The organism is Pseudomonas zeae, from assembly GCF_014268485.2.
GTDB classification, from domain to species: Bacteria; Pseudomonadota; Gammaproteobacteria; order Pseudomonadales; family Pseudomonadaceae; genus Aquipseudomonas; species Aquipseudomonas neuropathica.
Window position 1 is genome coordinate 2,685,045 of sequence record NZ_CP077090.1, and the last position, 13,214, is coordinate 2,698,258.

Sequence of the window (13,214 nt, forward strand, 5' to 3'; positions counted from 1 at the left end):
TGCGGGGTTGTTCGCCGGCCCCTGTGGGAGCGAGCTTGCTCGCGAAGGCAATCCGACACTCAACATTGATGTCGACTGACCCACCGCATTCGCGAGCAAGCTCGCTCCCACAGGGTTTGGTGAAATGTTCAAAAGGGGTTACTGGCCGTTCTTGACCTTGCTCCACACCCGCGTGCGCACCCGTTCGGTGGCTTTGGGCAGGGGTTCAAGGGTGTACAGCGTGGCCATCGCCGTGGCCGATGGATAAACCGCCGGGTTGTCCCGCGTGGCGGCGGCCACCAGCGCTGTCGCCGCTCGGTTGCCATTGGGATACGACAGATGATCACTGACCGGCGCAATCACTTCGGGGCGCAGCAGATAGTCGATAAACGCCAGCCCTTGGGGCCGATTCGGCGCGTCCTTGAGCAGCACCAACGTGTCGAACCACACCGGCGCGCCTTCCTTGGGCAGGCTATAGGCGATCTTCACGCCGTTGTTGGCCTGCTCGGCATTGGTCTTGGCTTCCAGCATCGCCCCCGACCAACCGACTGCCACGCAAATGTTGCCGTTGGACAGGTCGCTGATGAATTTCGACGAGTTGAAATAGGCGATGTGCGGGCGCAGTTTCAGCAGTAGCGCTTCGGCTTTTTTATAGTCTTCGGGATCGGTGCTGTTGGGTGGCAAGCCGAGATAGTGCAGGGCGACCGGCAGCATCTCCGACGGCGAATCGAGCATCGCCACGCCGCACTGGCCGAGTTTGGCGAGGTTGGCTTCGTTGAACACCAGATCCCACGAATCCACCGGCGCCTTGTCGCCTAGCGCTGCGCGCACTTTGTCGACGTTGTAGCCGATGCCGTTGGTGCCCCACAGATACGGCATGGCGTATTGATTGCCGGGATCGTTGTTGGCCAGTTTTGCCAACAAATCGGCATCAAGATTCTTCCAGCCCGGCAGTTGCTCGCGTGGCAGCGGGGCCAGGGCGCCGGCCTTGATCAGCGTCGGCAGGCTGAAGTTGCTTGCCACCACCACGTCGTAGCCGCTGCGACTGGTCATCAATTTGCCTTCGAGGACTTCGGCACTGTCGAAGGTGTCGTAGACCGGCTGGATACCGCTGTCGCGCTGGAAGTCGTGGAGGGTGTTCGGGCCGATGTAGTCGTACCAGTTGTAGACGTGCACGCTCGGCGCGTCAGCGGCCAGGGCGATCGAGCTGGCGCCAATACCGGCCAGCAGGCCCAGTTGAATGCTGAGGTTGATACAGCCACGGTGACCACGCATGATGCGGCACTCCTGGCCTGTGCAGGCCGGTGATGAACAGGAGTGGTCAGCCTATCGGGCCGGTCACGCCTGACCCATTCCCATCATGGGTTACTCAAAAGGGGTAGTGCTTGGACGCGTTGCTGCAGGAACTGCCAGTGCATCAGAGCCTGGCGCGGGTATTTGCCAGTGTCGGTCAGGACGGTTTCTGGCGTGCGCTGGTGGACACGTTGCGGCTGCTGGTGCCGCTGGACAACGCGCTGGTGGCGCTGATGAAAGCCGGGCAGGCGCCGCAATTGCTGATCGACTTCGACAGCAAGGGCCGCCCCGACGAGCAGGAAGAACTGGCCGGTTACAGTGCCGGGATGTACCTGCTCGATCCGTTTTACCAGAGCGCCTCGACCGGCATTGCTGATGGTTTGCACAGCCTCGCCTCGGTGGCGCCGGACCAGTTTCTGCACAGCGAGTACTACCAGAGTTACTTTCGTTCGGTGGTGGGCGAGGACGAGTTGCAGTTCATGATCAACGTCGAGGGCGGCGTGCTCGGTTTGTCATTGGGCCGTTCGACGCCGTTCGACATGGCCGAGCAGGGCCGGTTGTTGTGCGTGCGCGATTGGGTGTTGGCGGCAATGCGTCGGCATGTGCAGTTGCTGCCGCCGCAGGGCGCGGTGGCGGAAACGGTGGTTGGGGATCTGGCGACGTTGCTCGACCGCTTCGACGCGCGGCTGACGGTGCGCGAGGTCGATACGGCGCGGCTGATTTTGCAGGGCTTTTCCAGCAAGGCGATGGCCCAGCAGATGGGCATTTCGCCGGAGACGGTCAAAGTGCATCGACGCAATCTGTATCACAAGCTCAATGTCACCGGGCATGGAGAGTTGTTTGCGCTGGTGCTGCGCCCACCGGTTACCTGAAGCACACCGATAACCTTGTGGGAGCGAGCCTGCTCGCGAATGCGGTAGATCAGTCAACATTACGGGTGACTGGCAAACCGCTTTCGCGAGCAGGCTCGCTCCCACAGGGGATAGGGGCGTTCAGGGGATCTTCGGGGTGTCAGGAGGTGCGCTGGAAGACTAAAGCCTTGAGGCCGCTCTGCGGGTCGATGTCCGGAAACTCCGGCGGATTCTCCAGCCGCTCTACAAAACGCAGACTCGGCGCTTCCTGCGTCACGCCCTCAATCAGAAAATCCGAACCAAACGCCGGATCATTCATGCACGCCAGCACGGTGCCGTTGGCGGTGAGCAATTCCGGCAAGCGGCGCAGCACGCGCTGGTAATCCTTGGTCAGCAGGAAACTGCCTTTCTGGAACGACGGCGGATCGATGATCACCAGATCATACGGGCCGCTGTTGATCACCTTGCCCCATGACTTGAACAGGTCGTGGCCGAGGAAACTGACTTTGCTCAGGTCATGGCCGTTCAAGCGATGGTTGTCGCGGCCCCGGCTCAGCGCCGCGCGGGACATGTCCAGATTGACCACATGACTGGCGCCGCCCTCGATGGCGGCCACGGAAAAACCGCAGGTGTAGGCAAACAGATTCAATACGCGTTTACCGTTGGCCTGTTCGCGCACCCAATTGCGCCCGTAGCGCATGTCGAGAAACAGCCCGGCGTTCTGCTTGCGGCCCAGATCGACGCGGTACTGCAAGCCGCCCTCGACGATGCTCATTTCGTCGATCTCTTCACCCAGCAGCCATTCGGCGGTGCTCTGCGGCAAATAGCGATGCTGGATCAGCAACGTGTGGGCGCCGGACTGTTTCCATTCGGCGGAACCGGTGAGTTTCATCAGCAACGCCTTGAGATCGTCCAGTTGCTCAGGTGCCGGCTCCTTGAACAGCGACACCAGCACCACGCCTTGCAGCCAGTCCACCGTCAACTGTTCCAGCCCGGCCCAGCAGCGTCCGCGCCCGTGGAACAGGCGACGGGTTTCGCTAGGTGCAGCCGCGAGGGCCGGCAGCAGATGGGCATGGAGGGTAGCGAGGGCTTCAGGGTTCATCGGTCAGGATCGGCAAGCAAAAGGGCCGGCATTTTAACCACAAATACGCCGTCACGAACGATTGCCGGCGACGGGCAAAAACGGCCTTTCGCAAAAGACCTGTATCAAAAATGAATTTCTGCAGAGCCCGCTGCTCATACCAGTTAAGCAGCGGATTCAAGCCGCTAAATCGTTAATGCAATTCAGGGAGTGCAGTTCCATGTGCCCAACACCTACGGCGAGCGCGCACCTTCCTGACGGATTGATTCTGGTGGTTGAGGATGATCCGTTGATTCTGGAGTTTCTCTGCGAAATTCTTCAGGAGGAAGGTTTCAAAGTCGAGCCACGTACCAGCGCGGACGACGCCAAGCTGTATCTGGAAGAGCACGCGCCGGAAGTGGCCTTGCTGCTGACCGACATCACCATGCCCGGCGAAATCAATGGCGCCGGGTTGGCCAATCTGGTCGGCGAACGCTGGCCGGACAAGCCGGTCATGGTCATGTCCGGCTATGAAACCCCGGAGACATCGGGGGTCAAGCACCCGGTGGCGTTCATCAAGAAGCCGTGGGCCATCGGCCAGTTACTCGACTGCGTGGATAGCGCGTTCAAGTCCAAGGCTCCGCGCCTGCACTGAGATGCCGGGACGAATCGCCGGGCAAAAATGCTACATTGCCCGGCCAATCCGCCCAGTCTTGTCAAAGGATGCGATCTTTTGTCTGCTCACGATAACGTCTTCGATCGCGCGTTCGGCGCGTTTCTGTTCGACATGGACGGCACCGTCCTCAACTCCATTGCCGCCGCCGAGCGGATCTGGGCAGCCTGGGCCGTGCGCCATGGCGTCGATGTGGAAACGTTTTTGCCGACCATTCATGGTGTGCGCGCGATCGACACCATCACTCGGCTCAACCTGCCGGGGGTGGATGCCGAGGCGCAAGCGGCGTTCATCACCGAGGCGGAAATCGAAGACGTTGAAGGCATTGTCGAGATACCCGGCGCGGCGAAATTTCTCAATAGCCTGCCCAAAGATCGCTGGGCGATGGTGACGTCGGCGCCACGGGATCTGGCGTTGCGGCGCATGGCGGCGGCGGGAATACCAGAGCCTGCGGTGATGATCACCGCGGAAGATGTGAAGGCTGGCAAACCTGATCCGGCCGGTTATTTACTGGCGGCCCAACGTCTTGGCTTGGACGCGCGTGATTGCCTGATTTTCGAAGACGCCACGGTCGGTATTCAGGCTGCTGAAGCCGCCGGTGCGCCGCTGATGATCATCACCACGACGCATCAGCATCCGCTGGAAACCACCCATGCGACGTTGGCCAGTTATGCTGACATCCGCGTCGCAGCCGACAGCAATGGCCTGCACCTGCAACGCAACTGACACCCCCCAATCCCTTGTAGGAGTGAGCCTGCTCGCGATAGCGGTGTGTCAGATAACACTTATTTGACTGGAAGACCGCTATCGCGAGCAGGCTCACTCCTACAGGGACGGTGTTTGGAGGTCAATAAACCCCCGGCACCAACCGCCAACTCCGCGCACAGTAAGCGTCATACTCCGCCCCAAACTGCGCCCGCAGCAGGGCTTCTTCCGAGTGAATCCGGGCAATCAGCGGAATCAGCGTCAGCGCCGCCAGCATCAACCCGACCACCGAACGAAACGCCAATGCCCAGCCCACGGCATTGATCACCAACCCCAGATAACTCGGATTGCGCAGCCGTTGGTAAATGCCATCGGTCACCAATCGGTGCCCCGGTTGAATCGCCACCAATCCACTGAACCGCCGTCCCAGCACAAACACCGGCCACAACCGCAGCACGCCGCCGACGATAAACAGCAATGCGCCGAGCCAACGCACGCCTTCACCGCCCAGCGTCCAGAAATTCACCCGGTCGCAATAGGCCGGCAGAAAACCACTGACCAGACCAATTACGCCAAACGCCGGAATCACCCAGCGATTGGCGCGGTCTTCACGCTCGCCGGAACTGAGGTTGACCTCGCTGAATAGCGAAGCAATCACCATGGCCACCGTCGCCAGTGCGACGATCACCAGCGAACCGTGGGAAAAGAACATCGCCACGCCGCCAATGCCCCACACCGCCAGGCCGAGGTAGGCGAGGGTGGCGAGTACTGCGACGACGGTCATTTGTGCGGACATTCTCATGGCGATCTCACGGCTGGATGCTGATCTGATGAGTGTAGATCCACCGCAAAACCTGTGGGAGCGAGCCTGCTCGCGAAAGCGTTGGGTCAGTCACATTCGATGTTGGATGTGCCGGCCCCTTCGCGAGCAGGCTCGCTCCCACAGGTTATGGGGTAGATTTCAATTCTGTGAACGACACGAATTCCTGTGGGAGCGAGCTTGCTCGTGAAGAGGCCCTGTCAGTCAGCGGCTATCTCACCGTCAGTCAGGACTTTGCGGAAGGTCTCGACCAATGGCCGCAAATTGATCCGGTGCCACGCCGCCCACAACGGCGTGGTCAACGTCAGCCACGGCAGCTCCCGCAGCACTACGCCCGGCGGTGCGTTATGGCTCAGGCCTTTCTGGATCATCGCAATCCCCAGCCCCGACGCCACCAGACCCAGCGCAGTAAACGGTTCGGTCGCCTGCATGCGCACATCCGGGGTGAATCCCGCGCGGATGCAGGCACTGACGAACTCATCGTTGGCGTCCTGACGTGGCTGCACGCCGATCCATTCCTGATTGGCCAGATCCTCCGGGTTCAACGCAGCTCGCTGCGCCAGCGGATGCTGTTCCGGCAACGCCAGCAGCATCGGGTCATCGAGCACCTGGAAACCCAGCAGATCCGGATCGTCATCGGTCGGCGGCTCACTCACCAACGCGATATCGAGACTACGCTGTCGCAAGCCCTCCAATTGCTCGGCGGAGCTGAGGTTGTACAACGCGACATGCACATTCGGCCGGTCCACGCGTAACACGCGCAAGGCATTGGGCAAGACGCCGGCGTGCATGGCATTTTCGATATAGCCGATGCACAAACCGCCTTCTTCGCCACGGCCAAGGCGTTTGCCGAGGGATTCCAGGCGATTGGCGTGGGTGAGCAGGGCGCGGGTTTCAGCGAGGAAGGTCTGGCCATCACGGGTCAGGCGAATGCGTTGCTGGCTGCGCTCGAACAGCGTCAGGCCCAGGCGTTCTTCGAGCTGGGCGATCTGCCGGCTCAGCGGCGACTGGGAAATATGCAGCCGTTCGGCGGCGCGGCCGACGTGTTCTTCCTCGGCGACTACAACGAAGTAGCGCAATTGGCGGATGTCGATCATGTCAGACCTATAGGGACTCAAGTACTGCAGATTATGTCTTGGACGGTCTCGGTGTCGCAATCTAGGATCTGCTCAACGGTCACTCCGACCAAGAATGTATGAGGACAATCCGATGAGCTTGAAAGACAAACTGCCCGGGCAACTGGGCTTCGGCACCGCGCCGCTGGGCAACATGTTTCGCGCCATCCCCGAAGAAGAAGCGCAGGCCACCGTGCATGCTGCCTGGGATGCCGGTGTGCGCTACTTCGACACTGCGCCGTTTTACGGCTCCGGTCTGTCGGAGATCCGCCTCGGTGAAGCACTGAAGCAATACAAACGCGACGATTACGTGCTGAGCAGCAAGGTCGGCCGGGTGATTCTCGATGAAATCGAAGACGCCGCCGCCCGCGATCTCGGCGAGAAGAGCGGGGTGTTCGAACACGGTCGGCCGAACAAGATCGTCAACGACTACAGCGCCGACGCGACTATGCGTTCGATCGAAGACAGCCTCAAACGCCTGCAAACCGATCGCCTCGACATCGTCTGGGTGCACGACATCGCTCAAGACTTCTACGGCGATCAATGGCTGGAGTACTTCAACCAGGCCCGCACCGGCTCGTTCAGAGTCCTCACCCGCTTGCGCGAAGAAGGCGTGATCAAGGCCTGGGGCCTGGGCGTGAACAAAGTCGAGCCGTGCGAACTGACCCTCGACCTCAGCGAAGCGCAGCCGGATGGTTTCCTGTTGGCTGGCCGCTACACGCTGCTCGACCACGAACGTCCGTTGCAACGCCTGATGGATTCGGCCCTAGCGCAAAACGTTGAAATCGTCGTCGGTGGCCCTTATAGCTCAGGAATTCTCGCCGGCGGCTCGCACTTCGAATACCAGCAGGCCAGCCCTGAAGTCATCGCCAAGGTCGAGCAGATCAAACGCATCGCCGCCGCTTACAACGTTGATATCAAAGCCGCTGCGCTACAGTTCTCGCTGGCCAATCCCGCTGTTGCGGCGGTGATTCCCGGCGCAAGCAAACCGCAACGCATCGCCGAAGATGTCGCGGCATTGTCGGCCAGTATTCCTGCCGGTTTCTGGCAGGCGATGCGCGACGCCCAACTGGTTTCTGAACGTGCACCATTGCCAATCGATGAGGTGAAAGCATGAAGATTGATCTGAGTGGAAAACTGGCCATTGTCAGCGGCAGCACTGCTGGTATCGGCTTGGGCATCAGCCAGTCGCTGGCCGAAGCTGGCGCCACGGTGGTGGTGATCGGCCGCGACACGGGCAAAGTTGAACAGGCGTTGGCGAGTATTCGCGAGAAAGTCCCGGGTGCGCAGTTGCGTGGTCTGGCTGCCGATCTGGGTACCGCGGAGGGCGCGCAGAAGCTGTTCGCCGCTGAGCCGCGTGCGGACATTCTGGTGAACAATCTCGGCATCTTCGACGCCGTGGATTTCTTCGAAACGCCGGACAGCGAGTGGACGCGTTTCTATGAGGTCAACGTGATTTCCGGCGTGCGCCTGGCGCGGCACTACGTGCCGGCGATGGTCGAGCAGGGCTGGGGCCGGGTGATCTTCCTGTCCTCGGAATCCGGCGTAGCCACGCCAGCGGACATGATCAACTACGGCGTGACCAAAAGCGCCAATCTGGCGGTGTCCCACGGTCTGGCCAAACGTCTGGCTGGCACCGGGGTGACGGTCAATGCGATCCTGCCGGGGCCGACCTTCACCGATGGCCTGCAAGACATGCTCAAGGATGCTGCCGCCGAATCCGGGCGCAACCTGCGCGATGAGGCCGATGCCTTTGTGCTCAAGGCCCGCCCGACCTCGATTATCCAGCGCGTGGCGGATGTCGAAGAAGTCGCGCACCTGGTGACCTACATTGCTTCGCCGCTGTCCTCGGCCACCACCGGCGCCGCGTTGCGCGTCGATGGCGGCGTGGTCGACAGCCTGACGATCTGAATTCTGGAGAGACGTTTATTTATGCCAACAGCATCCGCAACCATCGACATTCCGGCCTCGGCCGATCAGGTCTGGCAATTGATCGGCGGCTTCAACACGCTGCCCGATTGGCTGCCCTTTATTCCCAAGAGTGGGCTGAGCGACGGTGGCCGTGTGCGCACCCTGCAAACCGCTGACGGCGCTGTGGTGGTCGAGCGCCTGCAAGCGTTCGATAACGCCGCGAAGACTTACAGCTATTCGATCGAACAGGCACCGTTCCCGGCGACTGATTACCTGGCGACGATCAAGGTTGAGGCCCAAGGGCAGGGCGCCCGCGTGACGTGGTCGGGGCGTTTCAACGCCAAAGGCGTGAGTGATGAGGAAGTGGTGGCGCTGTTCAGTGGCATCTATCAGGGTGGCCTCGAGGCACTGCGAGCCAATTACCCAACCTGATCATTGAGCACAAAACCCTGTGGGAGCGAGCCTGCTCGCGAAGAGGGACTGTCAGGCAACATCTTTGTTGAATGACACACCGCTTTCGCGAGCAGGCTCGCTCCCACATTGATTGCATTCCAAGGTGGGAATCAGGAGTTTTCGATCAGGCTCTGCCGGCAATCGAGCACCAGTTTCGCCCCGCCCAGATCACTGCTGCCGACTTCAAGACTGAAGCCATGCAAGCTGACAATCGCCGCGACAATCGACAATCCGAGGCCAAAGCCACCCTGCGGCTGCCCACCCTCGGCGCGATAGAAGCGCTGGAACACCGCCTCGCGCTCAGCCTCGGGAATCCCCGGCCCTGAGTCGTGCACCTCAATCCGCGTCTGCCCACCCGCGTTCACCCCACGCAGCATCACCGTGCCGCCCGGTGGTGTGAACTTGATCGAGTTACTCAGCAGATTGGCCAAGGCTTCGAACAGCAATGCCCGATCACCATTGAGCGGCGGCAGCGTCTCCGGCATGTTCAGCTCGAAACGCAACTCGCCTTCCTCGGCCAGCGGCAGGTAAAACTCGTGCAGTTCTTCCAGCAATTGCACTGGATCGAGCTCGACAAAACCTGAACGGCGCTGGCGATCCTCAAGCTCGGAAATCCGCAACAACCCGCGAAACCGCGCCATCAGCGTGTCCGCTTCGGCGAGCACCAGATCCAGTTGCGCCGCTTCCTGCGAACCTTCGCCAGCCTGCTGCTGCATGCGATACAACTGCGCGCGCAGGCGCGTCAGTGGCGTGCGCAGATCATGGGCGATGTTGTCGCAGACGCCTTTGACTTCATTCATCAAGCGCTCGATGCGCTCCAGCATCGCGTTGACGATGGCCGCGAGCATGTCCAGTTCATCGCGGCGATTGGACAGCGGCAGGCGCCGGGTCAGGTCGCCGGCAACAATCGCCTGAGCGCTGGCCTGAATCGCCCGGATGCGCCGCAACGGCCGACGCCGCAGTAAATGCCAACCGGCAATGCCCGGCAGAATCGTCAGCGACACGCCCCAGAACAACGCATGCAAAATGATCCGCGTGACGGCGAACAGCGAGCCGTTATCGCGCAGCAATACCAGCCAGCGCCCATCGCGGGTTTGCGTGGCCACCGCGTCGCAGCTGTCATTGGGCAGGGTCGGGTCATCGGAATCGGCGCAGTCGGCGAGCATGTGGATCTTGCCGTCCAGCGGCAGACCTTCGGGGATCTGCTGCAACGCGCCACTGAGGTAAACGCCGTTGGCGTCGAACAGGCCATAGGCGTCGATGCCGCGAATGTCGAAGGTCATGCTGGCGGCGAGGGCGTCTTCCAGTTGTTCGCCGCGAAAGTGCGAAAACAGGTGCTGACGTTGCATCAACGAGTGTTTGGCGAGGTTGTCGAGGTAGCCGGAGACCTCGTAATACATGACCCCCATGAGGATCGCGCTCCAGGCCACGAACAGCGAACTGTAGAGCGCCAGCAATCGGCTGCTGGAGGAGCGCCAGCCGTCAGACGGGTTCGGCAATGACATAACCCGAGCCCCGTACCGTGCGGATCAGCGGCACATGGCCGGCGGCGTCGATCTTCTTGCGCAGACGGCCGATGTGCACGTCGATCAGGTTGGTCCCGGGGTCGAAGTGATAGCCCCAGACCTCTTCGAAAATCATCATCCGCGAAAGGATCTGGCCGCTGTTGCGCATAAGGAACTCGAGCAGCTTGTACTCAGTCGGCAACAGCGTCAGCACCTGTTCGGCGCGGCGCGCTTCATGGCTGATCAAGTCCAGTTCGAGGTCGGCCACTTGCAGCGTCGTTGCCTGAGTAGCGCCGCTGTTCTGCCGACGCAGCAACACTTCGACCCGTGCGGCCATCTCGTCGGTGGCAAACGGTTTGGTCAGGTAATCATCGCCGCCGGCGCGCAAGCCGCGTACGCGTTCGTCGACATCGGAGAGGGCGCTGATCATCAGGATCGGCGTGGCCACGCCCATGGTACGCAGCGTGGTGACGATGGCCAGGCCATCGAGTTCGGGCAGCATGCGGTCGAGGGTGATCAGGTCGTAGTTGCCGCTCACGGCGCGGTCGAGGCCTTCACGGCCATTGTCGACCCAGTCGACTTCCAGCCCGTGGCTGCTCAGTTCGGCGACGATTTCCCGAGCGGTCACGGCGTCGTCTTCGATGGTCAAGATACGAGTCATAGGCAGGCCTGCTGATCGGTTCAAACGGAATGGCAGCATTTTGCCAAGAAATTGCGCTGGCGCTTTAAATTAACTTTCATGTTGACCTGTCACAAACGCAGATTTGGAGCGCTATTGATACTTGAGGCCAATGCATAAAACCCGCTGTTATCCGGCAATTATTGCAATTTGCAAGGTTTGCGTAAGTTCACTCTTTCTAACTGATTGAAATTAATAGATTTATCTAATTTCCGCGACTGGCACGGTCACTGCAATTCCTCTGCTGACGAGTTGTAACACCATTTTTCATGCCTGGAGCAGAACAACAATGAATAGATCTTCTGATGGGTTTTATCCTGCCGTTGAAGAGTCGAGCAGCGTTTCGGGCGTGTCCTGGGGCGCGATCTTCGCCGGTGCCGCGGCTGCCGCTGCACTGTCGATGATTTTGGTGTTGCTCGGTTTCGGTTTGGGTTTCTCTGCCGTTTCACCGTGGGCCGGAGAGGGCGTCAGCGCCAAGGGCCTGGGCATTTCCACGATAGTCTGGCTGGCGGCGACGCAAATCATCGCTTCCGGCATGGGTGGCTACATCGCCGGTCGCCTGCGGGTGAAGTGGGCGAACATGCACGGTGACGAAGTGTATTTCCGCGACACCGCGCACGGCTTCCTGGCCTGGTGCGTGGCTACATTGGTCACTGCAGTGCTGGTGGTCGGTTCGGTCAGCAGCGTGATCAGTGGTGGTGTGCAGGCCGGTGCCAGTGTGGCTGGCGGTGCTGCCAGCGCCATGACTCAAGCAGCCGGTTCTGCGGCGGCCAACACCGACAGCAACCAGTACGGCTACTACATCGACAGCCTGTTCCGCGATGACCGTCCGGCCTCTGTCAGCGATGACGCCGCTCATGGCGCTGTGGCCCGCATCTTTGCGCAAAGCCTGGCCAACGGTCAGCTGAGTGCTGAAGACCGTACTTACCTCGCACAACTGGTCGCGCAACGTACCAACCTGACTCAGGCCGATGCCGAACGTCGCGTTGACGAGATTTATGCGCGCACTCAGAAAGCCCTCGCCGACGCCAAAGTCAAAGCTCAACAAGCCGCCGACACCGCTGCGAAAGTCGCTGCCTGGACCTCGCTGTGGATGTTCATTTCGCTGTTGGCCGGTGCGTTCTTCGCCAGCCTCGCGGCTACTTACGGCGGTCGTCGTCGTGATGCCGTCGAGTACGTAGAAGTCGACACCTACACCACGACCACTCCAGTCCGTTAAACAAGGAGCATCACCATGCGCTCATTACTGCTGTTTTTCCTCGGCGTGCCAATCCCGATCATCATCCTGATCGCCCTGTTCGTGCACTGATTGCTTGATTGAGGCGTATGCCTCGGCCGCTTCCACCTTCGGGTGGAAGCGGCTTTTTGCTTTCTGCGGGGGCAACGGCGAGAATCGCCGCCGGAAGTGGATTGGCCGCTTTTACCTCTCTTTAAGGATGAACACGTTGGACAAGAAGGAAATCAAACGCCAGTTGGTGGAAATGCTCGAAGCCGGGCGCTCGAAAACCGAAACGTTCAAAGCGTTGTCGGGCGGTGCGGTCAAAGATCGCGTGTTGGCGGCCTGGATCGGGGGGCGTCCGGATCCGGCCCTCAGAGCAAAACATTCACTCAAAGTCACCCTGCTGATCGTGTTGACCTGCATCCAGGCATTGATCGGCTCAGTCGTAGGCTTCTTCCTGTTCTATGACGCCAGCGCCGGTCTGGCACTGACCATGCTGCTGATCGCGGGCGGCATTCCGTTGTTGTTTGCATGGGGCTTCTACAAGAACGTGGCGGCGGCTTACACCGTTTACGTCATCCTGACCGTCAGTCAGGTTTCACGCATGTTCAAGGGTTATGAGGAAGATCCGCTGTCGACCGTGATTGCCGTCGGCATCACTCTGGCCATTGTGTTCTACGCCGCCTGGATCAAAACCCTGCTGTTCCCGGACCTGGGTTTCATTGGCGCGAAGAAGATCAAAGGGCAGTTCGTCTTCTCCAACTGATCGTTGGACAATCCAATCGTTTTCACTGGCCTGGATCAATATTTACTACGGCGAGATCGCCTAACTTAAATGATCCCGGCCTTTGCTGAGGTATGAACTACAGTGCTTCACGCGCACCTTGTTGCGCTGACGGAGTACCCGCGTCGACGCCCCCTCACAGCCACAATAAATGCGTCGACCCGGTG

The 13,214-nt window shown here is 60.4% G+C and carries 14 protein-coding genes; 8 read left to right on the forward strand and 6 right to left on the reverse strand.

Features of this window, described 5'->3' with window-relative positions; translation table 11 throughout:
- Positions 1–138 precede the first annotated feature (138 nt).
- Positions 139–1,254, reverse strand: a complete 1,116-nt coding sequence (locus tag HU754_RS11820; RefSeq protein WP_186625279.1) for an extracellular solute-binding protein — start codon at positions 1,252–1,254, stop codon at positions 139–141.
- 110 nt (positions 1,255–1,364) lie between these two features.
- On the opposite strand from HU754_RS11820, the gene HU754_RS11825 reads away from it, so the two are divergent.
- Positions 1,365–2,144, forward strand: coding sequence for a helix-turn-helix transcriptional regulator (locus tag HU754_RS11825; protein ID WP_186625281.1), 780 nt, complete (start codon positions 1,365–1,367; stop codon positions 2,142–2,144).
- 139 nt (positions 2,145–2,283) lie between these two features.
- Here the strand turns inward: HU754_RS11825 and HU754_RS11830 are convergent, their stop codons facing one another.
- A complete protein-coding gene (locus HU754_RS11830) occupies positions 2,284–3,225 on the reverse strand; it encodes a class I SAM-dependent methyltransferase (RefSeq protein ID WP_186625283.1) in 942 nt (313 codons plus the stop codon).
- A 199-nt stretch (positions 3,226–3,424) separates the two neighbouring features.
- Between HU754_RS11830 and HU754_RS11835 the strand changes: the two genes are divergently transcribed.
- Together HU754_RS11835 and HU754_RS11840 are read left to right on the forward strand one after the other, a co-directional pair.
- Positions 3,425–3,838 (forward strand): response regulator, encoded by a 414-nt coding sequence (locus HU754_RS11835; RefSeq protein WP_093441112.1) that lies wholly within the window; start codon positions 3,425–3,427, stop codon positions 3,836–3,838.
- A 78-nt stretch (positions 3,839–3,916) separates the two neighbouring features.
- Entirely contained in the window at positions 3,917–4,582 is a 666-nt protein-coding gene (locus HU754_RS11840) for an HAD family hydrolase (RefSeq protein ID WP_186625285.1), read from the forward strand.
- A 121-nt stretch (positions 4,583–4,703) separates the two neighbouring features.
- On the opposite strand, the gene HU754_RS11845 is transcribed toward HU754_RS11840, so the two are convergent.
- Positions 4,704–5,363, reverse strand: coding sequence for a methyltransferase family protein (locus HU754_RS11845; protein ID WP_186625287.1), 660 nt, complete (start codon positions 5,361–5,363; stop codon positions 4,704–4,706).
- A 218-nt stretch (positions 5,364–5,581) separates the two neighbouring features.
- Positions 5,582–6,478: a LysR substrate-binding domain-containing protein gene (locus tag HU754_RS11850; RefSeq protein WP_186625289.1), complete on the reverse strand. Its 897-nt coding sequence runs from the start codon at positions 6,476–6,478 to the stop codon at positions 5,582–5,584.
- 112 nt (positions 6,479–6,590) lie between these two features.
- Here HU754_RS11850 and HU754_RS11855 point away from each other — a divergent pair, with 112 nt between their 5' ends.
- The 3 genes from HU754_RS11855 to HU754_RS11865 are packed head-to-tail and all read left to right on the forward strand — an operon-like array spanning position 6,591 to position 8,839.
- Entirely contained in the window at positions 6,591–7,613 is a 1,023-nt protein-coding gene (locus HU754_RS11855) for an aldo/keto reductase (RefSeq protein WP_186625291.1), read from the forward strand.
- Positions 7,610–8,407, forward strand: a complete 798-nt coding sequence (locus HU754_RS11860; protein WP_186625293.1) for an SDR family NAD(P)-dependent oxidoreductase — start codon at positions 7,610–7,612, stop codon at positions 8,405–8,407. The genes HU754_RS11855 and HU754_RS11860 overlap by 4 nt, the downstream gene beginning before the upstream one ends.
- A 21-nt stretch (positions 8,408–8,428) precedes the next feature.
- Positions 8,429–8,839, forward strand: a complete 411-nt coding sequence (locus HU754_RS11865; RefSeq protein WP_116254985.1) for an SRPBCC family protein — start codon at positions 8,429–8,431, stop codon at positions 8,837–8,839.
- Positions 8,840–8,970: 131 nt separating this feature from the next.
- Here HU754_RS11865 and HU754_RS11870 read toward each other — a convergent pair whose 3' ends face one another.
- Both HU754_RS11870 and HU754_RS11875 read right to left on the reverse strand, forming a co-directional pair.
- Positions 8,971–10,365: a sensor histidine kinase gene (locus HU754_RS11870; RefSeq protein ID WP_186625295.1), complete on the reverse strand. Its 1,395-nt coding sequence runs from the start codon at positions 10,363–10,365 to the stop codon at positions 8,971–8,973.
- A complete protein-coding gene (locus tag HU754_RS11875) occupies positions 10,343–11,026 on the reverse strand; it encodes a response regulator transcription factor (protein ID WP_007914996.1) in 684 nt (227 codons plus the stop codon). Before HU754_RS11875 ends, HU754_RS11870 begins: the two co-directional genes overlap by 23 nt.
- A gap of 307 nt (positions 11,027–11,333) precedes the next feature.
- Here HU754_RS11875 and HU754_RS11880 point away from each other — a divergent pair, with 307 nt between their 5' ends.
- A complete protein-coding gene (locus tag HU754_RS11880) occupies positions 11,334–12,263 on the forward strand; it encodes a hypothetical protein (RefSeq protein ID WP_093441079.1) in 930 nt (309 codons plus the stop codon).
- A gap of 226 nt (positions 12,264–12,489) precedes the next feature.
- Positions 12,490–13,029: a hypothetical protein gene (locus HU754_RS11885; RefSeq protein WP_186625297.1), complete on the forward strand. Its 540-nt coding sequence runs from the start codon at positions 12,490–12,492 to the stop codon at positions 13,027–13,029.
- Positions 13,030–13,214 lie beyond the last annotated feature (185 nt).

Bases quoted from the DNA above. Each gene is read 5' to 3' on its own strand.
- HU754_RS11865 (WP_116254985.1), top strand. From the start codon at position 8,429: ATGCCAACAGCATCCGCAACCATCGACATTCCGGCCTCGGCCGATCAG.
- HU754_RS11880 (WP_093441079.1), top strand. From the start codon at position 11,334: ATGAATAGATCTTCTGATGGGTTTTATCCTGCCGTTGAAGAGTCGAGC.
- HU754_RS11875 (WP_007914996.1), bottom strand. From the start codon at position 11,026: ATGACTCGTATCTTGACCATCGAAGACGACGCCGTGACCGCTCGGGAA.
- HU754_RS11830 (WP_186625283.1), bottom strand. From the start codon at position 3,225: ATGAACCCTGAAGCCCTCGCTACCCTCCATGCCCATCTGCTGCCGGCC.
- HU754_RS11870 (WP_186625295.1), bottom strand. From the start codon at position 10,365: ATGTCATTGCCGAACCCGTCTGACGGCTGGCGCTCCTCCAGCAGCCGA.
- HU754_RS11860 (WP_186625293.1), top strand. From the start codon at position 7,610: ATGAAGATTGATCTGAGTGGAAAACTGGCCATTGTCAGCGGCAGCACT.
- HU754_RS11855 (WP_186625291.1), top strand. From the start codon at position 6,591: ATGAGCTTGAAAGACAAACTGCCCGGGCAACTGGGCTTCGGCACCGCG.
- HU754_RS11850 (WP_186625289.1), bottom strand. From the start codon at position 6,478: ATGATCGACATCCGCCAATTGCGCTACTTCGTTGTAGTCGCCGAGGAA.
- HU754_RS11845 (WP_186625287.1), bottom strand. From the start codon at position 5,363: ATGAGAATGTCCGCACAAATGACCGTCGTCGCAGTACTCGCCACCCTC.
- HU754_RS11820 (WP_186625279.1), bottom strand. From the start codon at position 1,254: ATGCGTGGTCACCGTGGCTGTATCAACCTCAGCATTCAACTGGGCCTG.
- HU754_RS11835 (WP_093441112.1), top strand. From the start codon at position 3,425: ATGTGCCCAACACCTACGGCGAGCGCGCACCTTCCTGACGGATTGATT.